Here is a 24,510-nt window from a genome sequence, read left to right as displayed (position 1 = left end):
GGCAGAACGGAGCGGGGTCATGGCTGTCGCGGAATGTCCGGTCTATGACGTCGATCTCTACGCCGACGACGTCCTGCGCCAACCTTATCCGCACTATCGCGCGTTGCGCGATCTGGGGGCAGCCGTCTGGCTCCCGCGCAACGGGCTCTACGCGGTCGGCCGTTTCGAGGACGTCCGCGCAGCCTTGCGCAACCCCGGCCTGTTCTCCTCGGCCCAGGGCGTTGCCGCCAACGATCACGTCAACGAGATGTCGCGGGGCACGACGCTCGCGAGCGATGCGCCGTTGCACGATCGCTTGCGGGCGATCATCGCCGCTCCCTTGCTGCCGAGAGCGCTGGAGCAGATCGGACCCGAGATCAGGAGGGAGGCGCGGCGGCTCGTCGAGGACCTCGTGAGCCGGGGGCGGTTCGACGCCGTGACGGATCTGGCGCAGCACCTGCCGCTGACCATCGTATCCAAGCTCGTGGGCCTGGAAGACTATGGACGCGGCAGCATGCTGCGATGGGCGTCGGCGACGTTCAACGTGCTCGGCGCGATGAACGATCGCGCCTGCGCGGCCATGGCCGATGTGCAGGAGATGCGTCACTATCTCGGCGGCTCCGCCATCCGCGAGCGCCTGCGGCCGGGCAGCTGGGGCGACAGGATTTTCGCGGCCGCGGACCGCGGCGAGGTCGAGCCCGAGCGTTGCCCGGTCCTGATGCGCGATTATCTGGGACCGAGCCTCGACACGACGATCTTTGCGACGGCCAACCTGATCCTGTTGTTCGGCAAATATCCCGATCAATGGGATCTCGTGCGGCAGGACCCCGGCTTGATCCCGGGCGCGATCAACGAAGCATTGCGCCTGGAATCTCCGATCCGGGGATTTACCCGCCATCTGAGCGATGACGCGACGATCGGGGAGGTTACCCTCCCGAAAGCAAGTCGCGTGCTGCTGCTCTATGCATCGGCCAATCGCGACGAGCGGAAGTGGCAGGATCCGGAGCGCTTCGATGTGCGTCGTCGCGCCAGCGATCATCTCGGGTTCGGCAATGGCACCCACATGTGCGCCGGCCTGCATCTGGCCCGGTTGGAGATGACCGCGCTTCTCGAAGTGTTGGTCGAGAAGGTCCGGCACTTCGACATCGGCGAGCCCGTGCTGGCGCTCAACAACGTGTTGCGGGGCCTGGCATCCTTGCCGGTGCGGGTGAGCTGATCGCATCGCGCTTCAGGGGTTGACGGGGATCGCCTCGGAGGTGTCGCGCATCGGCCCGACGAACTGCGCAATCGCGTCCTCGATCGCCAATGCCGAGCGGATCCAGATGATGGAGATGCAGCCGAACACCGCGCCGCCCCGCACGATCGGCACGGCAATCGACGCGGTCTTCGCATTGTACTCTCCTTCGCTGCGGATGGCGTAGCCGCGCGATTGCGTCTCGGCGATCATGCGGTCGAGCCGACCGGTCTCCAGGAAGGGGCGGTCGTCGGCCTCGTCGATGCGGCGCAGGTGATTGAGGATCAGCTCGCGCTCGTGGTCGGGGCAGGCGGCGAGATAGGCGCGGCCGGCCGAGGTGCGCAGCATCGGGAGGCGCTTTCCGATCATGCCGCGGTCGATCGAGAGCGGGCTGCGTGCGTGGGTGGTCTCCTGCACCACCATCGCGGCGTTCTCGTAAGTGGAGAGATCGACCGGCCAGACCAGGGTCTTGCTGAGCTCGGCGAGATAGGGGGCCGCCGCCTGGCAGATCACCACGCCGGGATCGTAACCGTCGCCGAGGCTCAGCGCCCGCCGGGTCACGCGAAACCGGTCGTCGCTGGCGCTGCGGGCGATGTAGCCGAGTTCCTCCAGAGTTTCGAGCAGGCGATAGACGGTGGGGCGGGGCAGGTCGAGCGCGCGGGCGACGTCGCCGGCACGGATGCCGCCGGAGCGATTGACCTCCCGCAGCACGTCGAGCCCGCGCTTGAAGGCGCGGACGCCTTCCGACTGCCGCGGCGCTCTCGGCCCCGTCCGCTCCTTGGACACTTCGCATTTCCTCCCTTGTGGTGCACGGTCCCGCGATTATCGTTGCGAGCGCGAAGCGATTGCGGAACGCCACGTTAAGATCGTGCGCGGCCGGTATCAAGTTCGCCGCATGACGGCACACGCGATGCCTTCGGGAGGACTTTCGATGGAAATCACCGCGCTCGGCTATATCGGAATCAAGTCGTCGCAGCTCGACCAGTGGGGCCGGATGGCGACGGAGCTGCTCGGCATGCAGCAGGTCGACCGCGGCGGCAAGATGCGCGCCTTCCGGATGGACGACCGCAAGCAGCGGCTGATCGTCGACGGCAGCAGCGATGCCGGGCTTGCCGTGATGGGGTGGGAGGTGCCGTCAAGCGCAGAGCTCGACCGTCTCGCCGGCCGGCTGGAAAGCCACGGCGTCAAGGTGACGCCTGGATCGCGCGCGCTTGCCGATGAGCGGCATGTCACCGAGCTGATCTCGTTCGCCGATCCGGCGGGCAATCGGCTCGAGGCCTTCTGCAAGCCGGAGCTTGCGAGCGAGCCCTTCAGGCCGGGCCGGCCGATCTCGGGCTTTCGCACCGGCGCGCTGGGCATGGGGCACGTCGTGCTCAACGTGGAAAATGTCGAGCTGCTGTTGCCGTTCTACCGCGACGTGCTCGGCTTTCACGTCTCCGATTACGGCTTGAAGCCTTACGGGCTGTACTTCTTCCACGTCAACGGCCGCCACCACAGCTTTGCGATGGTCGGCTCCGGGCGCAAAGCGATGCATCATTTCATGGTCGAGCTCGGCAGCCTCGACGACGTCGGTCAGGGCTACGATCTGGCGCAGCTGGACGAGGGGCGTGTGGCCTACACGCTGGGCCGCCATACCAACGATCACATGACGTCGTTCTACGTGAACACGCCCTCCGGCTTCTTCATCGAATATGGCTGGGGCGCACGCGTGATCGATCCCGAGACCTGGCAGCCGCACGAGACCTTCGACGGGCCGTCGCTGTGGGGCCATGAGCGGCTCCATATGCCGGAAGAGCAGCGCAAGCGATTGCGCGACATGCGGCTGGATGCAGCCGCGCGCGGCGTGCGTGTCGCCGATCCGCGCGTGCCGCCGCTGAACTGCGCGTGGCTGGACCAGGTGGTCGCGCGCGAATGACCGTGGCCGCCTGCGGCGCCTGAACGATCAGGTCTCGCCGAGATCGGGCTCGGTCAGCAGGCCCTGGCGGAGCGCGAGGCGGACCAGCTCGATATCGGAGCCGACGCCGAGCTTGTCCTTGATCAGCGAATGCAGGTTCGCCACCGTCTTGGGGCTGACGTGGAGCGTGCCGGCGATCTCGTCCGTCGTCTTCTCGGCGAGCAGCAGCCGCAACACCTCGAACTCGCGCGCGGTGAGGACGTCGGCGGCCGAGCTTTCGCCGCCGAGCCGGCTCAGCGCGAGCTCGTGGTCGATGTCGGGACTGATGGCGATCTTGCCGGCGAGCACGTCCATCACGGCGCGCACCAGCGTTTCCGGCGGGCTGGTCTTGGTGACGTAGCCCCTGGCACCTGCGCGGATCGCCTGCACGGCGAAGCCCGCATTCTGGTGCATGGTGAAGATGAGGATCCTGGCGCCCTTGTCCCATTGCCTGATGCGCCTGACGGCCTCGATGCCGCCGATGCCGGGCATGCTCAGATCCATGATGACAAGATCCGGCGCCTCGGACTTGTACAGCCGGTAGGCCTCGGCGCCGTCGGCCGCTTCGGCGATGACGCGCAGGCCCGGCTGCTTCTGGAGCACGGAGCGATAACCCTCGCGGACGACGGAATGGTCGTCGACCAGCAGGATCGACGCATCGGCCACGCTCATGCCGCGTGCTCCAGCACCTGCGGCCCCGTGGCGGCGAGCGGAATGACGACGCGCAGCGCCGAGCCGCCGTTGGGGCCGACCTCAAAGCTCATCCGGCCGCGCAAGGCCGCAACGCGCTCTCGCATGCCGAGCAGGCCCATGCCTGACTTGCTCGAGGCATCGCCGGGCCGGCCGTCGTCGTCGATGGCCAGCGCGATCTCCTCTCCGGCCATCGTCAAATGGACGCCGACCCTGGTGGCGCCGGCATGCTTGGCGGCGTTCGTGAGCGCCTCCTGCACGATGCGGTAGAGATTGGCGCTGATCGCGGCGGGCAAGGTCTCGAACGCGCCATCGAACTGGATTGTGAAGCGCGTCTCGCCGCGGCTGCGGCCGTTCCAGCCGGCCACAAGGCCTTCCAGGCTCGCAACGAGGCCGAGCTCCTCGACGTCGGGCGGCCGCAGCCGGAACAACGCGCCGCGCAGCGTCTCCATCATGCCGGTCGCGGTGCGCGCGATGCCGTCGCATTCCGACAGCAAAGCCGGGCAGTCCTGCGCCGCGGTGTGGCGGGCAGAGGAGGCCAGAGCGCGGATGGCGGCCAGCGACTGACCGAACTCGTCGTGCAGCTCGCGGGCGAGATGGCGGCGCTCATCGTCCTGCAGTGCGATCAGCTTGCGCGTCAGCTCGTTGCGTTCGGCCAGTGCGGTGTCGAGGCTTTCGGCGAGATGGTTGAAGCCGTCGCGGATCGCCGACAGCTCGGCGAGATCGAACGGCGGCAGCCGCGCCGTGAGGTCGTTGGCCGCGATCCGGTCGAGGCCGGTGCAGATCAGGCGAGTTGGGCGCAGCGCGCGCGCCAGCGCGGCGTAGACCAGGAGGCACAACAGCGGCAGCGCGATCGCAAGCGCGATCGTCAGACGGCCGGCGTCGTGCCAGGCCTCCGCCGTCCGCACCGCCGGATCGACCGACACCACAATCTCGCCGAGCCTGACGCCGCGCACCATCACGGGCCGTGCCGCCTCGCGGCCCGGATCGAACAGGCTGCGATAGAAGGCCGCGAAGGCCTGCGGCGGCGGGCTCTCCGGGGCCGGCGCACCGCTGCAGAACCGCTGGAGCATCTCGCCGCTCGCGCCGCGGAATGCTAGGCACAAGCCGGGTGTCATCACATAGGCCGCGACGGGATCAAGGTTGGGAAAGTCCGAGCGCGGACCGGCCACCCATTGCATCTTGCCTTGCTGCAGCTCCAGCGACTTCGCCACGATCGCGGCGACGCCGTCGATGCGGGCATGGGCGTCGCGGTCGGCGGCGATCAGGAAATAGGCGGAGATGACGGCGAAGCAGGCCGCGGTGATGGCGGCCACGCGCAACGTCAGACGGACCTTGAGATCGAATCTCGGGCGGTTCCACATCGGGGCACCTTGCGCGAACGGTTTGTCGCCTCGGCATTAAACGGCAGAACGCCGCCCGCGGAAAGCGCCGGGCGCTACCGCAGTGCAACGTCGTGAAATTTTCCCGGGCCTCGCCGGGACGGTCCCCGTTGCGGGGGCTCGGGCTGGCCGCCGAGATTTCCCGATCGCGCCAATCTGCGAGGCCCCGCTCATGCACGTCTCCCGGTCGATCCTTGCTGCCGTTCTCCTCTTCGTCCTGCCCTATGCTCCTGCTGCCGCCGAGGCCGCCATTGGCGTTGCCATGGAGGATTTCAGCTATACCGACACGTCGGGCGAGCCGACCAACCAGATTGCGGCCCACGAACGGCGCCTTCAGGCGTTCATGGCCGCGCTCAGGCGGGATATCGGCGAGGGTGGGCGCTATCGGCTGGTGCCGTCCGCCCAGGACGGCGCCGCGTTCAAGGTCATCGGCGGCATCCAGAAGACGAGCACGCTGGTGCAATGGGCCAAGGTCGCGGTGATCGACGTCGGCGCCAAGAGGCTGGTGATGGACAAGCTCTACAGCTTCCGCGGCGACAATGATGAAGCCTGGGAGCGCGCCGAGATCTTCGTCTCGCGCGAGGTCATGGCTGCGCTGGCAAGCCCTGTGCCGGTCGCGCTGGCGGTGTTCGAGTTCGAGCTCGAGGATACGACCGCAGCCTCGGTGGGCGCGTCGGCTGCCTCGGACGCATCGCACCTCGCGGAGGTCACCGGCGCCGTGCGCGAGGCGCTCGGCCAATCCGGCCGTTACCGCATCGTCGATGTCGGCCGCGAGGCGGCGACGGCGGGCGACTTGCGCGACTGCGGCGGCTGCGAGGCGGCAATGGCGAAGAAGCTCGGCGCGGATCAATCGCTGATCGGCGTGGTGCGGCGGGTCAGCCGCACCGAATACACGCTCGGCTTCCAGCTGCGCGACGCCGGCACCGGCGCGGTGCTGGCGCGCGGCGACAGCGGCCTGCGCCTCGGCGCGGATTATTCCTGGAAACGCGGCGCGGTTCGGCTGGTCAGCGACCGGCTGATCGACAGCCAGCAGGCTGCCGAAGGGATCAGAAAGTAAGCTGCACCTTCATCGACCGCGAGCGGTCGCTGGCGAGGTCGAAAGCGGCGACCGCGTTCTCGAACGGCATGGTGGCCGTGATCAGCGGCTTGACGTCGATCAGGCCTTCGCCCATCAGGCGCACCGCCAGCTCGAACTCGGGGTCGAAGCGGAAGGTGCCGCGCAGCTGCAATTCCTTGGCGACGATGGAATTGATCGGCAGCGTCATCTCGCCGCCGAGGCCGAGCTGCACCAGCGTGGCGCCGGGCCTGAGCACGTCGAGCGCGGTCCGCAGCGCCGCCTGGTTGCCGGAGGCTTCGAACAATGTGTCGAACACGCCCTTGCCGGCGCGCCAGGGGTCGAGCGCTGTGGCATCGGCCGCGACGTTGATGGCGTGACTGGCGCCGAGCTTTCGCGCAACTGCAAGCGGCGCCTCGGCGACATCGGTCACCACGATCTCGGCGGCGCCGCCGAAGCGCGACACCAGGATCATCAGCGCGCCAATCGGGCCGCAGCCGGTGATCAGCACGCGCTTGCCGAGCAGGGGGCCGGCCTGCTTGCCGGCATGAAGGCACACTGCCAGCGGCTCGGCGACCGCAGCCTCCGCGAGCGAGAGCTTGTCCGCGATCGGTACGGCTTGCGCGGCGTCGACCGTGATGAACTCACGGAAACCGCCTTGCACGTGGGGAAACCTCATCGCGCTGCCGAGGAAGCGCATGTCGAGGCATTGGTTGCGCATGCCCTCCTGGCAATGCAGGCACTGCCCGCACGGTCTGCTCGGATTGACTGCAACGCGCGCGCCCGGCTTCACGCCGGTGACGCTGTCACCGACGGCGGCGACGACGCCGGCGATCTCATGCCCCAGCGCCATCGGCTGCTGGATGCGGACGACGCCGAAGCCGCCGTGATGGTAGTAATGCAAATCGGAGCCGCAGATGCCGCCATTGGCGATCTTGACGCGGACCTCACCGGGGCCGGGCGCCGGATCGGGATAATTGTCGATCCGCAGGTCTTTCGGGGCGTGGATGACGACGGCGCGCATGGGTTCGGTCCTTGTTCGCGATTACATCGCGGCGATCATGCCGCCATCGACATAGATGATTTGGCCGTTGACGTAGGTGGAGGCGTCCGACGCCAGGAAGATCGCGGCCCCCACCAGCTCGTCCGGCCTGCCCCAGCGCTTGGAGGGGATGCGGCCCATCAGCCAATTGTTGAAGTCGGTGTTGTTGACCAGCGCCTCGTTCATGTCGGTCAGCATGTAGCCGGGGCCGATCGCGTTGGCCTGGATGCCGTGCTGGGCCCATTCCACCGCCATCGAGCGGGTCAGGTTCCTGATGCCGCCCTTGGCCGCGGTGTAGGGCGCGATGGTGGGGCGGGCGAGCTCGCTGCCGAGCGAGCCGATGTTGATGATCTTGCCGTGCTTGCGCGGGATCATGCGCTTGGCCGCCTCGCGGCCGATCACGAAAGCGCTGGTGAGGTTGGTCTCGATCACCTTGCGCCATTCGTCGGTGGTGAACTCGACCAGCGGCTTGCGGTGCTGGATTCCGGCATTGTTGACGAGGATGTCGACCGCGATGCCTTGCCTGTCGAAGTCGTTGAACGCGGCGAGGATGGCGGGCTCGTCGGTGACGTTGAACGCAGCGCCTTCGGCCTGATGGCCGGCGGCACGGAATTCGGCGACGGCCTGCTCGACTCGCTTGGGATCGACGCCGTTGATGATGATCCTGGCGCCGGCCTTGGCCATGCCCTCGGCGATGGCACGGCCGAGACCGCGGGACGAGCCGGTCACGAGCGCGGTGCGGCCGGAGAGATCGAACAGGGAAGTGCTCATGTCGAGAGATCCTTAGACGTTGGAGCGGCGCACGGTGAGATCGGAGCGGTCGAATACGGCGGGCAGAAGGTCGACACCGAGGCCGGAACCTTCCATCGGATAGACGAAACCGTCCCTGATGTCGGGCATCGTGGTGAGGAGCTCATAATACCAGCCCTTGTAGAAGGCGCGCACCGATTCCTGAATCAGCGTGTTGGCTGGCTGAACGACATGTGGATAGCGGCGATGAAGCCGATCGGGCCGATGCAATCATGCGCCGCGAAGGGCCGGTGATGGGTTTCGGCCATGGCGGCGATCTTGCGGCCTTCGGTGAGGCCGCCGGTCCAGCACAGATCGGCCATCACCACGTGCATGGCGTCGCGGTCGAGCATGTCCTCGTAGGGGAACCGCGGGCCCAGCGTCTCGCTGGCGCAGACCCAGACCGGCGACTACGGACCCAGGAAGACCGGATCGATTCCCGTGCCATGGCCGAGCAGGCCGATCGCCTGAAGCTGGGCGGAGTGGAGGTCGATCTCCACGATGGCGAACAGGGTGAACAGCACCAATGCGGAGATGACCAGCAGGGGGTGGGCGGTCTCGGCGCCGCTCTCGCTCGATGCGGTGAAGCTCCGGATCGCGCGGCGCAGAAGGGAGCTCCGCGGCAGCGCCTTCGATTGGATCGGCATGATGAACCTTCCTTGCCGCGCGATATCCATCTGATTTGCGCGACGCTGGATTCTTAGCCACGGTGTCGCCACCGGCATTGACGCACCGCAAATAGCTGCACTTCTTTCGAGAGCTGCGTAGAGCATGCCTTACCTGATGGCCGCCGCCAAGGCCGCGATCAAAGCGGGCGGCGTCACCAGGAGGCCGAGCTTGAGGAACGGCCAGGCGCCGACCTCGATCTTTTCCCGGCGGAGCGCGACCAGCCAGAGGATGGTGGCAAGCGATCCCGTCACCGACAGGTTGGGGCCGAGGTCGACGCCGATCAGGATGGCGCTGACCACAGGCGCGGGCAAATGATCGCTGGCCGCGACCGAGCCGGCGACGAGGCCGACCGGCAGGTTGTTGGCGATGTTGTCGGCGAGCGCGGTGGCGATGCCGACGCTCCAGGCCGCCTGCGGGACCGAGTGCGCCACCGCCTGGTGCAGCAATGCGCTGAGCTGCGCGATCACACCGGTCCTGATCAGCGCCTCCACCATGACGAAGAGCCCGCCGACCAGCGGCAGCACGCTCCAGGACACGCCCCGCAGCACCGGCAAGGGCGACTGCCGGCTGAGCAGCAGCACAATCGCGGCCGTCACGCCGCCGCAGATGAAGGTCGGCAGGCCCAATTGCCTGTCCAGCGCCGACGCCGTCACCAGCACGACTCCGATCGCGACGATGCCGACGGCCGTCAGCTTGCCGCCGCGGCCGAGCCTGGGATGCGGCACGCTGCGGGCGATCGTCTCCTCCTTCAGCGCGCGGTGCTGGGTCAGGCGCAGGACCACGTAAGTGAGCAGGATCGAGGCCGCCGAGGGCAGGGCGAACAGGCGCAGCCATTCGGTCAGCGGCGGCATGCGCGCGCCGAACACGACGAGATTGGCCGGGTTGGAGATCGGCAGCACGAAGCTCGCGGCATTGGCGATGAAGGCGCAGACGAACAGATAGGGCAGCGGCTTTGCGCCGGCGGCGCGGGTCGCGGCATAGACGGCGGGCGTCAGCACGATCGCGGTGGCGTCGTTGGAGAGCAGCACCGTCACCAGCGTGCCGACGAGATAGATCAGCAGGAACAGCCGCTGCGACGAGCCGGCCGCATATTCCACCGCGAGCGCGGCGAGATAGTCGAACAGGCCTTCGAGCCGCGCCAGCTCGGCGATCAGCATCATGCCGATCAGGAAGAGGTAGACGTCGAGGCCTTTCTCGATGCCGGTGAGCGCGTCCTGCCATGGCAGCAGGCCGAGCAGCACCAGCGCGCACGCGCCGATCACGGCCCAGACCGCCTCGGGCAGGCGAAAAGGGCGGATGATGACGCAAGCGGTCGCGACGACGATGATGCTCCAGGCCCAGATGGCGTCAGACGGCACGGTTCAGTTCTCGAATGAAGATCGATTCATTCGGCAGCGATAACCGATGCCGGCGCCGCTGTCTTCCCCCGCGGGCGCGGATCGCTGCCGCCGCTTTGCCGCGTCTCGGGCAAGGCGAGGAGGCAGATCGCGGCGCCGATCGCCGCCACGGCGCCGAGCGTGATGAATGCTGCGCTGTAACCGGCGCCGACCACGACGAGGCCCGCCAGCGTCGTGGACAGCGCCGCGCCAATGCTCTGGGCCGTGATGACGGCGCCCTGTGCGACGTTGAAGCGGCCGGTGTTTCGCATGAGGTCGGCGACGATGACGGGAAATATTGCCCCGAAAATGCCGGCGCCGACGCCATCCAGCAACTGCACGCCGACCAGCCAGAACGGATTGTCGGAGAGCGTATAGAGCGCACCACGGATCGGCAGGATCAACAATGCGGCAAGGAAGAACCGCTTGTGCCCCCAGCGGTCGGCCCGTGCGCCAACCAGCATCGCGAACGGCACCATCACCACTTGCGCCGCAACGATGCACGCCGACATCAGGCTGGTGCCGAGGTTCTTGTCCTGGAGCGCGAGCTTTTGCCCGACCAGCGGCAGCATCGCCGCGTTGGAGAGGTGAAACAGGACGACGCAGACCGCGAAGATGAGCAGCGGGCGGCAGGTCAGGAGCACGCCAAGGCCCGAGGGTTGTTCGGGTGCGCTGTGGATACGAGGCTGGTGCAGTCCGCGCGCCAGATCGTGGTCGATGGCCCGTTCGGGGATCGCCAGGATGCTGACGAGGCTCGCGATCGCCATGGCGCCGAGAAGGTAGAACACGACGGTCGGTCCGAACCAGTAGGCGGAGAGGCCGGCGATGCCGGCCGCGACCGCGTTGCCGGCGTGGTTGAAAGTCTCGTTGCGGCCGATGCGCCGGGTAAACGCGGCATGCCCGAAGATGCCGAGCGAGACGGCGGCGATCGCCGGCGGGAAGACCACGGCGGCGGCTTGCGCGATGCCTTGCGAGATCATCACCGGCAGGAGGCTGGGGAACAACGGCAGCGAGAGCGAGGCGAGCGTCACCAGAATCGCAGCGGCCGCCATCACCAGCCGCTTCGCCCGTGTGGCGTCGACCAGTGCGCCGGCCGGCGTCTGCGCGACGATGCCCGCGAGCGTTGCGATCGACATCACGAGGCCGATGCGAGCCTCGTTCCAATGCTGCTCGGTGAGGAGATAGACCGCGAGATAGGGGCCGAGCCCGTCACGGACGTCGGCGAGGAAGAAATTGGCCGCGTCCAGGGCGCGGCCGGCGCGCCTCACCTCGTCGGGATTTTCGCTGGACATCGGTTTCTCGATCGTCGTTGTGTGGATCGCGACCCGCCAAACGCTCAGCTGTCGTCCCGGACAAGCGCAAGCGCCGATCCGGGATCCATAGCCACAGGATGAAGTTGGGCGAAGATTGTCGGCTACCAGCTCACGCTACAACGTCCGTCCGGGAGTATGGGTCCCGGATCGGCGCGCGCATTTTGCGCGCTTGTCCGGGACGACGGCGCCTTCTTGGTTCACATTCACCGCGCAACGGATAGCTTCTCCGTGATCGCCTTGCGCAGGATGCGCGACAGCGATTCGACCGAATACGGCTTCTGGATCAGTTCGAAACCGCGATGGGCGTTTTCGGCGAGCACGTTGCTGTAGCCGGAGGTGAGCACCACGGGCAGGCCGGGATAGCGCTCGCGGATGATGCCGGCGAGCTCGACGCCGTTCATGCCGGGCATGATGACGTCGGAGAAGACGAGGTCGACGGCGAATTCGTTCTCGCCGAGGATGGCGAGGGCCGCGTTGGCGTTGGCGACGCGGCGGACGACATAGCCGAGATCTTCCAGCAGCTCGGTCGAGAACTGGCCGACATCGTCATTGTCCTCGACCACGAGCACGCGGTAGCCGCGCCCGGTGGTGGCGGCCTCATGGGTCAGCGCCGCGGCTTCCTTCTCGGCCACAGGGCGGTGGGCCTGCGGCAGGTAGATGGTGAAGGTCGCGCCCTTGCCCTGCGTGCTCGTCACCGCGATGTCGCCCTCGGACTGTTTTGCGAAGCCGAAGGCCTGGCTGAGGCCGAGGCCGGTGCCCTTGCCGACCTCCTTGGTGGTGAAGAACGGCTCGAAGATCGATTCGAGATGCTCCGGCGCGATGCCGCTGCCGGTGTCGGCGACGGAAATGGCGACGTAGTCGCCGCTGCGCGCAGACTGCGCGCGCAAGCCGGGGATGCCAGCGACCTTGCGCACGGCGATGGTGAGGCGGCCTTCGCCGTCCATGGCGTCGCGGGCGTTGATGGCGAGATTGATCAGCGCGGTCTCGAACTGGGCGATGTCGGCGACGGTGAAGCAGTCGGCGTCGTCGATCTCCACCACGATGTCGATCCGGCCGCCGACCAGCGGCCGGACCAGTTGCGCGACGGCCTCGACCTGGGTGCCGACGTTGAAGATCTGGGGTTTCAGCGGCTGCCGGCGCGCGAATGCCAGGAGCTGCGCGGTCAGCTTGGAGGCGCGTTCCACCGTCTCGGAGATGGCATCGACATAGCGGCGGCGGCGCTCTTCCGGCAGCTCGCGGCGGCGCAGGAAATCGGTGGCCGAGCGGATGATGGTGAGGAGGTTGTTGAAGTCGTGCGCGACGCCGCCGGTGAGCTGGCCGATCGCCTCCATCTTCTGGGACTGCCGCAAGGCTTCCTCGCCGCGGCGGCGCTCGGTGATGTCGACGGCCTCGGGCACCGCGCCGGTGATGTTGCCGTGACGATCGAGCACGGGGCGCATGCCGAAGTCGAAATCGCGCTCGCCGATGGGAAGGCGCAGGCGCATCTCGAGCCGCACCGCTTCGCCCTTGAGCACGGCGTGGAAAGCCTCGCGCACGGCGGCGCTCATGCCGTCGGTGCCGGTGAACCAGGGCGTGTCCCAGAAGGGCTTTCCGATCACGTCCGCAGCGCTCGCCCTGATGCCGTCGAGCGCGGTGCGGTTGGCATAGAGCAGTTCGCCCTCGAGGTTGACCAGGCCCTGATATTGGTTGCTGGTGGCGAGGATGGCGCGGAGCCGGGACTCGTTGGACTCGAGCTCGGCAGTGCGCTCGGCGATGCGCTGCTCCAGCGTCTCGTTGAGTTGTCGCAGCTCGATCTCGGCCTGCTTGGCGACGGTGATGTCGTGGGCCACGCCGATGAAGCCGATATGCTTGCCGGTGGGGTCCCAGCGCGGCTGCGATTCCGAGCGCAGCCAGCGCCATTCGCCGCTGGCGTTCCTGTAGCGCGCTTCCAGCACGAAGGGCTTGAGCGAGGCTTCGCCCTGGACGGATTGCTGCAGCACGTGCGGCAGGTCGTCGGGATGCAGCACCTTGCGCCAGTCGAAGTCGATGGCCTGGTCGTAGGGCAGGCCGACGAAGTCGACATAGGCCTGGTTGGCGAAGGAGCGCTTGCGGTCGAGCTTGGTCACCCAGATCGGCACCGGTGCGCTGTCGGCGATCAGGCGGAAGCGCTCCTCGCTCTCGCGCAGGGTCTCGCGGGCGAGCATCTGGTCGGTGATGTCGATATGGGCGCCGACGAGGCGGAGGGCGCGGCCATCCTTGTCGCGTTCGATCTTGGCGACGACCCGAATCCAGCGGGTCTCGCCGTCATTGGGGCGGATGATGCGGTATTCCGCGGTGTAATCTTCGCTGGTGCCGGCGAGTGAATCGATGAAGTGCTTGACGGCGGCGTCGCGGTCGTCGGGATGGAGACGATTGACCCAATCCTCGTGCGACTCCTCGGCCGCTTCCGGCGGCAGGCCGTGGATGATCAGATACTCGGGTGAACGGCGATTCTTGAAACCCTCGCGGAAGTCGACCTCGACGCCCCCGACCTTGCCGATGCGCTGGATGCGCGCCAGCTCCGCCTCGCGCTCCTGGAGCGCGTGATAGGCGTTGTCGCGCTCGCGCGCGACGTCTTCGAGGTGTTGGCGCAGCCTTTCGGCGGCGATGGTCTCGGGCAAAGGATCGTTCAAGGCATCGGCCGTTGTCATGCGGAGCGCACGTGCCGGACCGATCTTCACACAGACGGCGCGTGATGGCCATTGCCTACGAGGGAGCGCGTCGCGGGAAAATGTGACTTGTGCGGAACGGAAATACTACGTCATGCCAATGCCCGGCCTGGCATTTTGTTCCAGAGACTGGAACGATCAGGCGGCGGACGCGTCGTCGCGAGGCGCAACGAGCAGCTTCCATGAAGCTCTCCTTTCCGAAGAGGCTAAATCTTGAAGCTCTTTCTCTGCCAGTCCTGCGGCAATGTGCTGTATTTCGAGAATCGCGCCTGCGAACGCTGCGGCCATCGGGTCGCGTTCCTGCCGGAGCAGGAGACGATGTCGGCGATCGAGCCGGACGGCGAGGCCTGGAGGATGCTGGCCAGCAAGGGCGAGAGCCGGATGCTGTGCAGGAACGCCGAGTACGACGCCTGCAACTGGCTCACGGACGCGGGCGATACCACCGGCTATTGCCGCGCCTGCCGCCACAACGGGACGGTGCCGAACCTCTCTGATCCCGCCCAGCTCGCCGGCTGGCGCGAGCTGGAGGTGGCGAAACACCGTCTGCTCTATTCCCTGATCCGCTGGAAGCTGCCGCTCCGGACCCGGCAGGAGGACCCCGAGCATGGCCTGATCTTCAATTTCCTCGCCGACGATCCAAACAGCGGCGAGAGAATCCTGACCGGCCACGACAACGGTCTGATCACGATTGCACTCACCGAAGCCGATACCATCGAGCGCGAGCGGCGCAGGCTCGAGATGGGTGAGCCGTACCGCACGCTGCTCGGGCATTTCCGCCATGAGGTCGGTCACTATTTCTGGGACGTGCTGGTGCAGGGCGGCGGCAAGCTCGAGGAATGCCGCGCGGTGTTCGGTGACGATTCCATCGATTACGGCCAGGCCTTGCAGCGCCATTACGCCGAAGGCCCGCCGCCGGACTGGCAGCAGACCTACGTCTCGGCCTATGCCACGATGCATCCCTGGGAAGATTTCGCCGAGACCTGGGCGCACTATGTCCACATCGTGGATGCGCTGGAGATGGCCGGCGAGTTCGGCATGGAGGTGCGCCCCAAGGTCGACCGCGACGGGGAGTTGACGGCGCGCATCCGCTTCAACCCCTACGAGGCCCGCGATGTAGAGGCGCTGGTTGGCGCGTGGCTGCCCTTCACCTTCGCCATGAACAGCGTCAACCGCGCCATGGGCCTGCGCGACCTCTATCCCTTCATCCTGTCGCCTGCGGTGGTCGGCAAGCTCGGCTTCATTCACGGCCTGGTCCGGGACGTGGCCAAGTCTGCGTCCAAGTCTGCGTCCAACTCCGCGCCCAAGTCGTCCAACTCCGCGTCCGGGTCCGGGAAGGCATAGGGTATCTGGGGGGCTCGCCAGCCCCGTTCCCGGCCGGCATCGGTCTTGCGCTGGTACGCCAGGGGGCCGGATTTTGACCGTTGCCTCCGGCCGATTTTGATGTACCACGGAAGCCACACGCCCCGTCCCCCAATAGGCCCCAACGGCCAGGGAAGGGTCCCGCCCAAGGTCGAGACTCAAGAAAAAGCATGTTCAAACGCATCCTGATCGCCAATCGCGGCGAAATCGCCTGCCGGGTCATCAAGACCGCTCGCCGCATGGGAATTGAGACGGTTGCGGTCTATTCCGAGGCCGACCGCGACGCCCTCCATGTCGAGATGGCCGACGAGGCCGTGCTGATCGGCCCGCCGGCGGCTGCCGAGAGCTATCTGGTGATCGAGAAGATCGTCGAGGCCTGCCGCAAGACTGGAGCGCAAGCCGTGCATCCCGGCTACGGCTTCCTGTCCGAGCGCGAGGCGTTTCCGCGCGCGCTAGAGGCGGCCGGGATCGTCTTCATCGGTCCCAACCCCGGCGCGATCGCGGCGATGGGCGACAAGATCGAATCGAAGAAGGCAGCTGCCAAGGCCAAGGTCTCGACCGTGCCGGGCTATCTCGGCGTCATCGAGGACGGCAACCATGCAGTCAAGATCGCCGACGAGATTGGCTACCCCGTGATGATCAAGGCCTCCGCCGGCGGCGGCGGCAAGGGCATGCGCATCGCGCACTCGAAGGCCGAGGTCGCCGAAGGCTTCAATCTCGCCAAGGCCGAAGCGAAGGCCTCGTTCGGCGACGACCGCGTCTTCGTCGAAAAGTTCATCGTCGATCCCCGCCACATCGAGATCCAGGTGCTGGGCGACAAGCACGGCAACGTGATCTATCTCGGCGAGCGCGAATGCTCGATCCAGCGCCGCAACCAGAAGGTCATTGAGGAGGCGCCGTCGCCACTGCTCGATGAGGACACCCGCCGCAAGATGGGCGAGCAGGCCGTCGCACTGGCGAAGGCCGTGAACTACGATTCCGCCGGCACCGTCGAGTTCGTCGCCGGGCAGGACAAGAGCTTCTACTTCCTGGAGATGAACACGCGCCTTCAGGTCGAGCATCCCGTCACCGAGCTCGTCACCGGCATCGATCTCGTCGAGCAGATGATCCGGGTTGCGAGCGGCGAGAAGCTCGCCATCGCGCAGAAGGACGTGACGCTAACGGGCTGGGCGGTGGAATCCCGTCTCTACGCCGAAGATCCGTTCCGCAACTTCCTGCCCTCGATCGGGCGGCTCGTGAAGTATCGTCCGCCGGCGGAAGCCAGCCACGACGGCATCACCATTCGCAACGATACCGGCGTGCAGGAGGGCGGCGAGATCTCGATCCATTACGATCCGATGATCGCCAAGCTGGTCACCCATGCGCCGTCGCGCGCCGCCGCGATCGAGGCGCAGTCGACCGCGCTGGATTCATTCTATGTCGACGGCATCCGTCACAACATCCCGTTCCTGTCGGCGTTGATGCATCATCCGCGCTGGCGCGAGGGGCGGCTGTCGACCGGCTTCATCGCCGAGGAATTCCCCAAAGGCTTTGCGGTGCGCGTGCCGGAAGGCGAGGTCGCACGGCGCATCGCCGCGGTCGGCGCCGCCATCGATCACGTGCTGGGGGAGCGCAAGCGGCAGATCTCGGGTCAGATGGGCGGCCGCGTCGTGCAGCGCGAGCGGCGCCGCGCGGTCTGGCTCGACCGCCAGGAGATCCAGCTCGAGATCGCACGCGAGGGCGAGGCCATCGCGATCCGCTTCATCGATGCCAACGGCAAGGCCGGCAACGCGCATCTGCTGGCCTCGCCATGGAAGCCGGGCGATCCGGTCTGGCAGGGCACCATCGACGGCCATCTCGTCGCGGTGCAGGCGCGCCCGATTCCGAACGGTATCCGCCTCGCGCATCAGGGTGTCGAGGTGCCGGTCTATGTCTGGACCGAAGCGGAGGCGACCTCTGCGCGGCTGATGCCTGTCACGACGGCCTCTGACACCGGCAAGAAGCTGCTCTGTCCGATGCCCGGCCTCGTAGTCTCGATCGCGGTGAGCGAGGGGCAGGAGGTCAAGGCCGGCGAGACGCTGGCGGTGGTCGAAGCCATGAAGATGCAGAACGTGCTGCGCGCCGAGCAGGACGGCACGGTGAAGAAGATCCACGCCAGTGCCGGCGCGACGCTGGCGGTGGACGCGCTGATTTTGGAGTTTGCGTAAGTAAGCCCATTCTCGTGTCCCGGACGCGATGCAACGCTTTAGCGTTGCTTCGCAGAGCCGGGACCCAGAACCTCGGTGTATCACGCAGCAGCATGGCCTCGGCTCTGCAGCGCATCGCTGAGGGGCGCTGCGCTGCGTCCGGGGCACGAGAGTGCCATATTTCCTTCGCTCGCAATGACGGAGTATGTTGCGGCTTGTCGCAACAGTTGAGAGGGCACCCATGGCCTTTCGTTCCCGCCGCGAGAAACTTCGCGCCATTCTGTCGGGTGCAACTTGTGTCCATCCCGGCTCGGTCTACGACGCCATCTCGATCCGCATCGCCGAGGACCTCGGCTTTCCGCTCGGCATGTTCGGCGGTTCGGTCGCCTCGCTCGCCGTGCTCGGCGATCCCGACGTCACGCTGATCACGCTCACCGAGCTCGCCGAGCAGATGCGGCGGATGTCGCGCGCCGCCGCGCTGCCCGTGCTGGTCGATGCCGATCACGGCTACGGCAATGCGCTCAATGTGCGCCGTACCGTGCAGGAGCTGGAGATGGCGGGCGCCGCCGGCCTCACCATCGAGGACACGCTGCTGCCGGCTGCCTTTGGCGAGGCGAAGACGCAGCTGATCTCGCTCGAGGAGGGCGTCGGCAAGATGAAGGCGGCGCTCGGCGGCCGCGGCGATGCCTCGCTGGTGATCATGGGCCGCACGGGAGCGGCTTCGATCACCTCGCTCGAGGACGCGATCCGCCGCGCCAAGGCCTATGAAGATGCCGGTGTCGATGCGCTGTTCTTCACCGGCATCAAGTCGCGCGCCGAGCTCGAGGCGGTGAGCGCTGCGACGCGCCTGCCGATCGTGCTCGGCGGGGCGCCCGAGGACCTGAACGCGCGCGACTACCTCGCGGGTCAGCGCGTCCGCATCGCGCTCCAAGGCCATGCACCGATCGCGGCCGCGACACAGGCCGTGTACGAGACCCTGAAGGCGCTCCGCGAAGGTGCGTCGCCGAAAAACCTCAAAGGGCTCGCATCGTCGGAGCTGACGGCCCGTGTCATGCGCGAGGCTGATGTCAAGGCGCGCAGCACCGAGGTCCTCGGATTGAAGACATGAGCCGGGCGATTCTCCAGGTGATGATCCGCGGGCGCGTGCAGGGCGTCGGCTATCGGGCCTGGGTCGAGTATCAGGCGACGGCGAGCGGCCTCGAAGGCTGGGTTCGCAATCGCCGCGACGGCAGCGTGGAAGCACTGTTCGCCGGCGCGCCCCACCACGTTGCCGACATGGTCGCACTGTGCCGCCACGGCCCGCCATCCTCGCGCGTCGACAGCGTGACGAGCGAGACCGCCGGTGCGGATGAGTTGAATCTGCGCCGGGCAGGGGAAGCGTTTTCGGTGTTGCCGACGGTGTAGGTGCTGTCTGTGCGCCGGTCGCGGAAAAAGGCAAACGTCGCACAACTAAGTTGGTCTCGTAGGGTGGGCAAAGGCGCAATTCCGCCATGCCCACCATCTCTGTCGATTGCGAAAGATCGTGGGCACGCTTCCGCCTTCGCTCTTCGAGCTACGGCGGACAAGTCGCTTTGCCCACCCTACGAGGTGTTCACCGATCGAGGGCCTCACCTCGGCAGCTTGGCGATGGCCTCGCTGAGCTCGTGGATCTCATACGGCTTGCGCAGGATCGGGAAGTCGCCACGCACGCCGGCGGCGACCTCGCTGTAGCCGGTGGCGAGCAAGATCGGCAGGCCGGGGCGAATCTGGCGGAGATGATAGGCGAGGGTGAGGCCATCCATCTTGCCAGGCATGACGATGTCCGAGAACACGAAGTCGACGCCGTTGGTCTCGATCTCGCGCAAGGCCGATTCGGCGTCGGCGACCCGGCGCACCTGGTAGCCCAGCTGCTCCAGCAGGCCGATGCTGACGAGGGCGACGTCCGGATTGTCCTCCACCAGCAACACCGTGCCGCTGCCCCGGAACGCCGGCTCCCCCTGCGTGTCCTGCGATGGCGCGTCTTCTCCGCGCGGCAACAGGACGGTGAAGGTGGTGCCCTTGCCGAGTTCGCTTGCGACTTTCACGGTGCCGCCGGCCTGATGCGCGAAGCCGTGCACCTGAGACAGGCCGAGGCCCGTGCCTTTTCCGATCGGCTTGGTCGTGAAGAACGGCTCGAAGATCTTGTCGAGCACGTCGGAGGGGATGCCGAGCCCGGTGTCGGTGACGTTGATCGCGACGAAGTCGCCGGCGAAGGACGCTTCGTCGAGCACGACATTGCGCGCGCCGATGGTCACCGTGCCGCCGTCGGGCATGGCGTCGCGGGCGTTGATGACGAGGTTGAGCAGCGCGGTCTCGAGCTCGGAGGCGTCGGTCTTGATCGGCCAGACGTCGCGGTCGACGTCGAGTGCCAGCCGGACGGAGCTGCCGACGCCGGCATCGAGTACCTCGCGGATCGCGGCGATGCGTTCGGCGAAATCGATCGCCTGCGGGTTCACGCTCTGCCGCCGCGCGAAGGTGAGCAACTGGTTGGTCAGCGCCGCGCCGCGCCGGGTCGCAGTCTCGATCGCCGAGATCGCGCGCTGGAGCTTGTCCGCGTCGTCGGCGCCTCGCTTCAGCATGTGGAGGCTGCCGCTGATGATCATCAGGAGGTTGTTGAAGTCGTGGGCGACCCCGCCGGTGAGTTGACCGAGCGCGTCGAATTTCTGGGACTCGGCGAGCTGCTTGTGCATCGTCTCGAGCTTGATCTGGGCATTGCGGCGTTCGGTGATGTCGCGCGTGATCTTGGCGAATCCGACCAGTTCGCCGTCCTCGTAGATCGGATCGATCACGACGCTGGCCCAGAAGAACGTGCCGTCCTTGCGGACGCGCCAGCCTTCCTCCTCATAGCGGCCCTTTTCCCTGGCGATACCGAGCGCACGGGCCGGCTTGCCGTTGGCGCGGTCGGTCTCGGTGTAGAAGCGGGAGAAATGCTGGCCGAGGATCTCCTCGGGCGAATAGCCCTTTATGCGCTCGCCGCCGATGTTCCAGCTGGTGATGATCCCCTTGGGATCGAGCATATAGAGGGCGTAGTCCGCAACTCCCTCAACCAACAGCCGGAAACTGCGTTCGCTCTCGAACAAGTCTCTCTGTTGACTGAACTTTTCGACCATTCCCGGACCCCGCCTCGACGGGGGCAAACGCCGCAAGCGGCGAATGGTTCCCTCAAGATGTGACATTTTTAGGCAGGTGTCCCGTAAAGGGTCGCCCGAGCGCCCCTATCGTCAGGTCGCCACGCTCCGGAACGTCGCCGCGACCGTACGCAACGCAGCAAGCTTGGCGGGATCGCTGACCTTCGAATGCAGCATCACCTTCGAGCTGCCGAGCTTGGGCAGTCTATGCGCAGAGCCGATGTCGACCAGACCGGCAGGCGCGATCCGCCGCGCCAGCGGTGCGACGGCAAGGCCGGCGAGCGTGGCTGCGACCACCGCGGTGACGCCGCCGCCGACAAAGCGCTCGCGCCAGGCGATGCCGGCCTTGTCGAGCGCGCGCACGGCGAGGGCGCGGACGCCGCAGGGCGGGGCGAGCGTCGCCAGCGGCAGCGGCTCGCCCTTCGGCAGGGTGAAGTGTCGTGCGGCGAACCAGCCGAACTCGTCCTCGGTCAGCGTCTCGCCGCCGCGGCGGCTGCCTTCCTGGCGGACAATTACCGCATCGAGCTCGCCTGCATCGTAAGCATCCTGCATCTCGCGCGAGAAGCCGATGCTGACGGCGAGGGTGAGATTTGCTGACATTGCGTGCAGGCGTTCGAGCAGCGGCACCAGTTCGGGGCCTGCCGCATGATCGGAGATGCCGAGCGAGAGTGATTGCGCGGCCGGTGCCTGATCCGAGAGCGCGCGGTCATGCGCCGCGATCAGCACACGGGCACGTTCGAGGAAGCTGGCGCCGTCGCCGGTGAGCCGGACCGCGCGCGGCGAGCGCTCGACGAGTCGTCTTCCCAGCAGCGTCTCCAGCCGTTGCAGCTTCAGGCTGACCGCCGCTTGCGTCGTGCCGAGCGCTTCGGCGGTACGCGTGAAGCTCCGGAGGTCGGCGACCAGCAGGAAGGCCCGGACGGTGGCGATGTCGAGCGTGGGCGTCATTATTAAATCTTATCATTGATATCAACAGAGATAAGATACCAAAATGACGAGCGGGGGTCTAGCTTCTCCGTCAACGCCGCCTGACCGGCGCAGCATCTCGAGGAGAGCCACAATGCCCCTGATCACCGTGTCCTACACCACCTCCCGCCAGTCGCCGTCCCTGAAAGCCGACATCGCGAACGCCGTGTCCGAGCTTACTGCCGAGATCCTGCACAAGGATCCCAAGGTGACCGCCATCATCGTCAAGGCGGTGGAGGCCGATGACTGGTTCGCCGGCGGCAAGTCGCTGGCCGAGCAGAAGCTTGCGAGCTACTGGCTCGACATCCACGTCAGCGAAGGCACCAACACCAAGGACGAAAAGGCGGCCTATCTCGCCGCGATGTTCAAGCGCATGGCCGAGATTATCGGTCCGCTGCATCCCGAGACTTATCTGCATGTCGACGAGGTCAGGGGCGACGCCTACGGCTTTGGCGGCCTCACGCAAGAGCGGCGCTACATCGCCGGCAAGCTCGAGGTGGCGCTGAGGGCAGCATAAGGCGGAGGCCGCGGGCGAGGTATCTCACCCGCGGTCTTATCGTCAGCTCGCGGCGCGGAACCGAACTTCGGAATTGTTCAGGAAGCACGTCTTGTCGAACAACTTCAGGTCCAGCGGGTTCGGCAACCTGACGTCGCTGAGATCGGGGCCGATCTGCGAGATGAAGACGACGATCAGAGAATGCGGGACGCCGCGTCTCCAGCGGGAAAGCTTCAGGCGGCCGCTTCCGGCAGCAGCGCGCGGGTCGGTCCGAACAGCTGTTCGAATGCCTGGCGTAGCGCAATGTCGACGTCGGCCATGGTCACGAGCTGGCCGAGATCGACCAGCGAGGTGACGCCGTAGCGGGGATCGACGACGCCGCACGGCACGATGCCGGCAAAATGCGAGAGCTCCGGCTCGACATTGATCGCGATGCCGTGGAACGAGACCCAGCGCTTCAACCGCACGCCGATCGCCGCGATCTTGTCCTCGTAACCTTCGCCCTTGTCGGGCCGCTTGACCCAGACGCCGACCCGGTCCTCACGCCGCTCGCCGCGGACGTTGAAGGCGGCGAGCGTTCGCAGGATCAGCTCCTCCAGGCTCGCGACATAGGCCCGGACGTCCGGCCGGCGGCGCTTGAGGTCGAGCATGACATAGGCCACCCGCTGGCCGGGCCCGTGATAGGTGAGCTGGCCGCCGCGTCCGGTGGCGAAGACCGGGAATCGGGGATCGCGCAGGTCGGTGTCCTTGCCCGAGGTGCCGGAGGTGTAGAGCGGGGGGTGCTCGAGCAGCCAGATCAGCTCTCGCGCTTCGCCCGCCGCGATGGCCGCGACCCGGGCCTCCATCGCGGCCACCGCCTCCGGATAGGGCACCGGCGCGTCCGAGATTCGCCACTCGACCGGCTCGCCGCCGGGAGCGGAAAATGGCGTCAGATCGAGCTCTTCACGCTGGTTTTGGCGGGGGTTTTGCGACGAATTAACCATTGGCTAACCATAACGTGGTGATCATCTCGGGGGCAAATGCCAAGTCGAAGTCCAAGTCCCTTGGTCGGTCCCACATTCCAAGTCTCAAGTCCCAGTCCCAAGTTGCGGCGGTCCTGACAGTGCCCACCCTCGATAAAGTCACCGTGGATCTCATGGTCGTGCTCGGGACGACCACGATGCCGATCCATCAGGTATTACGTCTTTCCCGCGGCGCCATCATCGAGCTGGACGCAACCGAGGCCGACGAGGTCAAGGTTTTGGCCAACAACCTGCCGGTCGCCTCCGGCGTCGTGCTGGTAGACCGCAACCGAATCGCGGTCGAGGTCAAGCAGATGCTGCCGCGCTCACCGGGTACGCGGTAGCGGCCTGGGCACGCGTAGCGGCCGGGGCACGCGGTAGCGGCCCGGACACCGGGATAGGGCCGATTTGGAGCGGGGCCCGAACTTTCCTGCAAAGCTTGTGGAATTCTGGGCCTTTGCAGGCTTGTAGCCCCCTGATGGATTTGTTAGATCGGCGCCGTTGATCCGGCCGGCCTTCAAGCCTCAAGCCGGCATCCCCAAAGCGCTCGTGGCGGAACTGGTAGACGCGCTGCCTTGAGGTGGCAGTGAGTAAAATCGTGGGGGTTCGAGTCCCTCCGAGCGCACCAAGTCTTGTAGCTCATTGATTTTAATGTGCTTCTTTTGGTCTTACCTTCGGATGGTAAGACTAGGCAATGTATCCTAAGTCAATAGTTGTGCTCCAGCGACTCGGCACGCATTGCGTGCTCTCCTAGCGCGCCATGTATCGCCATCTAGTTGTATTTCCTGAATGGAAAAGTGGTCCCTTCGCCTGACGATCAACGATCTCGGGGTCGCCGACGTGCCCCTGCAACTGGCGTGAAAGCCAAGGGTTATCTCCAAAGTACGCCACGCTCTGTAACCTTCGTGAAACGTAGGCCGATGATCGCAGCAACAGCGCCCGTGACGATGCCTATCTCGGCCGTCACGCTGCCTTCTGTAACTTGATCCCAGGGCGCAGCCCGGCGCGCTGCGCAAGCCGGACCAGCATGCTTAGGCTGAACCGGTTGATCTTGCCGTTCTTGATCTCCGATATCCGAGCCTGAGTAACGCCGAGTTGTTCGGCCGCCTCGGTCTGCGTCAATCCGGACTTGTTTAGCCATTTGTTGATGCCGGAAAGCAACTTGGCGCGCATTTCAAGCTCTGCTGCTTCTTCCTCGGGGAAGAGGTCGTGGAATACTGATCTTGCCATTA

22 protein-coding genes, 1 tRNA gene and 2 pseudogenes are annotated in these 24,510 nt (G+C 66.4%); 10 read left to right on the top strand and 15 right to left on the bottom strand.

Translation table 11 applies throughout. From position 1 onward, the window contains the following. The first annotated feature begins 19 nt into the window (after positions 1–19). Positions 20–1,195, top strand: a complete 1,176-nt coding sequence (locus DCM79_RS14755) for a cytochrome P450 (protein WP_257180475.1) — start codon at positions 20–22, stop codon at positions 1,193–1,195. A 12-nt stretch (positions 1,196–1,207) separates the two neighbouring features. Here DCM79_RS14755 and DCM79_RS14750 read toward each other — a convergent pair whose 3' ends face one another. Continuing rightward, positions 1,208–1,999 (bottom strand): DNA-binding transcriptional regulator, encoded by a 792-nt coding sequence (locus DCM79_RS14750; protein WP_257180474.1) that lies wholly within the window; start codon positions 1,997–1,999, stop codon positions 1,208–1,210. Between the two features lie 145 nt (positions 2,000–2,144). On the opposite strand from DCM79_RS14750, the gene DCM79_RS14745 reads away from it, so the two are divergent. Then, on the top strand, positions 2,145–3,128 hold the full coding sequence (locus DCM79_RS14745; RefSeq protein WP_257180473.1) for a VOC family protein: 984 nt from the start codon (positions 2,145–2,147) through the stop codon (positions 3,126–3,128). A gap of 27 nt (positions 3,129–3,155) precedes the next feature. Here the strand turns inward: DCM79_RS14745 and DCM79_RS14740 are convergent, their stop codons facing one another. Further along, positions 3,156–3,818, bottom strand: a complete 663-nt coding sequence (locus DCM79_RS14740) for a response regulator transcription factor (RefSeq protein WP_257180472.1) — start codon at positions 3,816–3,818, stop codon at positions 3,156–3,158. Beyond that, positions 3,815–5,200, bottom strand: a complete 1,386-nt coding sequence (locus tag DCM79_RS14735; RefSeq protein WP_257180471.1) for a sensor histidine kinase — start codon at positions 5,198–5,200, stop codon at positions 3,815–3,817. The genes DCM79_RS14740 and DCM79_RS14735 overlap by 4 nt, the downstream gene beginning before the upstream one ends. Before the next feature lie 190 nt (positions 5,201–5,390). Between DCM79_RS14735 and DCM79_RS14730 the strand changes: the two genes are divergently transcribed. Further along, positions 5,391–6,275, top strand: a complete 885-nt coding sequence (locus DCM79_RS14730; protein ID WP_257180470.1) for a DUF3280 domain-containing protein — start codon at positions 5,391–5,393, stop codon at positions 6,273–6,275. On the opposite strand, the gene DCM79_RS14725 is transcribed toward DCM79_RS14730, so the two are convergent. The 7 genes and pseudogenes from DCM79_RS14725 to DCM79_RS14695 all read right to left on the bottom strand — a co-directional run bounded on the left by DCM79_RS14725 (position 6,265) and on the right by DCM79_RS14695 (position 14,130). Beyond that, positions 6,265–7,296, bottom strand: coding sequence for an L-idonate 5-dehydrogenase (locus DCM79_RS14725; RefSeq protein WP_257180469.1), 1,032 nt, complete (start codon positions 7,294–7,296; stop codon positions 6,265–6,267). The two genes, DCM79_RS14730 and DCM79_RS14725, sit on opposite strands and share 11 nt — an antisense overlap. A 21-nt stretch (positions 7,297–7,317) precedes the next feature. Continuing rightward, positions 7,318–8,085, bottom strand: coding sequence for an SDR family oxidoreductase (locus DCM79_RS14720; RefSeq protein WP_257180468.1), 768 nt, complete (start codon positions 8,083–8,085; stop codon positions 7,318–7,320). A gap of 12 nt (positions 8,086–8,097) precedes the next feature. Further along, a pseudogene (locus DCM79_RS14715) lies at positions 8,098–8,507 on the bottom strand (enolase C-terminal domain-like protein); the annotation flags it as partial. A 6-nt stretch (positions 8,508–8,513) separates the two neighbouring features. Then, positions 8,514–8,750, bottom strand: coding sequence for a hypothetical protein (locus DCM79_RS14710; RefSeq protein ID WP_257180467.1), 237 nt, complete (start codon positions 8,748–8,750; stop codon positions 8,514–8,516). A 129-nt stretch (positions 8,751–8,879) separates the two neighbouring features. After that, positions 8,880–10,130, bottom strand: coding sequence for an arsenic transporter (locus DCM79_RS14705; protein WP_257180466.1), 1,251 nt, complete (start codon positions 10,128–10,130; stop codon positions 8,880–8,882). Between the two features lie 26 nt (positions 10,131–10,156). Next, a complete protein-coding gene (locus DCM79_RS14700) occupies positions 10,157–11,440 on the bottom strand; it encodes an MFS transporter (protein ID WP_257180465.1) in 1,284 nt (427 codons plus the stop codon). Positions 11,441–11,664: 224 nt separating this feature from the next. Beyond that, a complete protein-coding gene (locus DCM79_RS14695) occupies positions 11,665–14,130 on the bottom strand; it encodes a PAS domain-containing sensor histidine kinase (protein WP_257180464.1) in 2,466 nt (821 codons plus the stop codon). A gap of 231 nt (positions 14,131–14,361) precedes the next feature. Here DCM79_RS14695 and DCM79_RS14690 point away from each other — a divergent pair, with 231 nt between their 5' ends. From DCM79_RS14690 to DCM79_RS14675, 4 genes are all read left to right on the top strand, one after another. After that, positions 14,362–15,489 carry a putative zinc-binding metallopeptidase gene (locus DCM79_RS14690; RefSeq protein WP_257180463.1) on the top strand — a complete coding sequence of 376 codons (1,128 nt, stop codon included), beginning with the start codon at positions 14,362–14,364 and terminating at the stop codon, positions 15,487–15,489. 188 nt (positions 15,490–15,677) lie between these two features. After that, positions 15,678–17,693 carry an acetyl/propionyl/methylcrotonyl-CoA carboxylase subunit alpha gene (locus DCM79_RS14685; protein ID WP_257180462.1) on the top strand — a complete coding sequence of 672 codons (2,016 nt, stop codon included), beginning with the start codon at positions 15,678–15,680 and terminating at the stop codon, positions 17,691–17,693. Between the two features lie 220 nt (positions 17,694–17,913). Further along, positions 17,914–18,780, top strand: a complete 867-nt coding sequence (locus DCM79_RS14680) for an oxaloacetate decarboxylase (protein ID WP_257180461.1) — start codon at positions 17,914–17,916, stop codon at positions 18,778–18,780. Then, positions 18,777–19,076 (top strand): acylphosphatase, encoded by a 300-nt coding sequence (locus DCM79_RS14675; protein ID WP_257180460.1) that lies wholly within the window; start codon positions 18,777–18,779, stop codon positions 19,074–19,076. The genes DCM79_RS14680 and DCM79_RS14675 overlap by 4 nt, the downstream gene beginning before the upstream one ends. A gap of 203 nt (positions 19,077–19,279) precedes the next feature. On the opposite strand, the gene DCM79_RS14670 is transcribed toward DCM79_RS14675, so the two are convergent. Together DCM79_RS14670 and DCM79_RS14665 are read right to left on the bottom strand one after the other, a co-directional pair. Further along, entirely contained in the window at positions 19,280–20,800 is a 1,521-nt protein-coding gene (locus DCM79_RS14670; protein WP_257180459.1) for a PAS domain-containing sensor histidine kinase, read from the bottom strand. Between the two features lie 111 nt (positions 20,801–20,911). Continuing rightward, positions 20,912–21,763 (bottom strand): LysR substrate-binding domain-containing protein, encoded by an 852-nt coding sequence (locus DCM79_RS14665; protein WP_257180458.1) that lies wholly within the window; start codon positions 21,761–21,763, stop codon positions 20,912–20,914. A gap of 112 nt (positions 21,764–21,875) precedes the next feature. On the opposite strand from DCM79_RS14665, the gene DCM79_RS14660 reads away from it, so the two are divergent. Continuing rightward, positions 21,876–22,298: a 4-oxalocrotonate tautomerase family protein gene (locus DCM79_RS14660; protein WP_257180457.1), complete on the top strand. Its 423-nt coding sequence runs from the start codon at positions 21,876–21,878 to the stop codon at positions 22,296–22,298. A 42-nt stretch (positions 22,299–22,340) separates the two neighbouring features. Here the strand turns inward: DCM79_RS14660 and DCM79_RS14655 are convergent. Next, a pseudogene (locus DCM79_RS14655) lies at positions 22,341–22,475 on the bottom strand (DNA helicase); the annotation flags it as partial. Positions 22,476–22,510: 35 nt separating this feature from the next. After that, entirely contained in the window at positions 22,511–23,260 is a 750-nt protein-coding gene (gene lipB / locus DCM79_RS14650) for a lipoyl(octanoyl) transferase LipB (protein ID WP_257180456.1), read from the bottom strand. Between the two features lie 119 nt (positions 23,261–23,379). On the opposite strand from lipB, the gene DCM79_RS14645 reads away from it, so the two are divergent. Both DCM79_RS14645 and DCM79_RS14640 read left to right on the top strand, forming a co-directional pair. Beyond that, positions 23,380–23,622, top strand: coding sequence for a FliM/FliN family flagellar motor switch protein (locus tag DCM79_RS14645; RefSeq protein ID WP_018647371.1), 243 nt, complete (start codon positions 23,380–23,382; stop codon positions 23,620–23,622). A 199-nt stretch (positions 23,623–23,821) separates the two neighbouring features. Next, a tRNA-Leu gene (locus tag DCM79_RS14640) sits at positions 23,822–23,906 on the top strand. Between the two features lie 335 nt (positions 23,907–24,241). On the opposite strand, the gene DCM79_RS14635 is transcribed toward DCM79_RS14640, so the two are convergent. Continuing rightward, on the bottom strand, positions 24,242–24,508 hold the full coding sequence (locus DCM79_RS14635; protein WP_212377177.1) for a helix-turn-helix domain-containing protein: 267 nt from the start codon (positions 24,506–24,508) through the stop codon (positions 24,242–24,244). Positions 24,509–24,510 lie beyond the last annotated feature (2 nt).

It is taken from the genome of Bradyrhizobium sp. WBOS07 (assembly GCF_024585165.1).
In the GTDB taxonomy this organism is placed as follows: Bacteria; Pseudomonadota; Alphaproteobacteria; order Rhizobiales; family Xanthobacteraceae; genus Bradyrhizobium; species Bradyrhizobium japonicum_B.
This window is presented reverse-complemented; position numbering and strand designations above follow the sequence as displayed.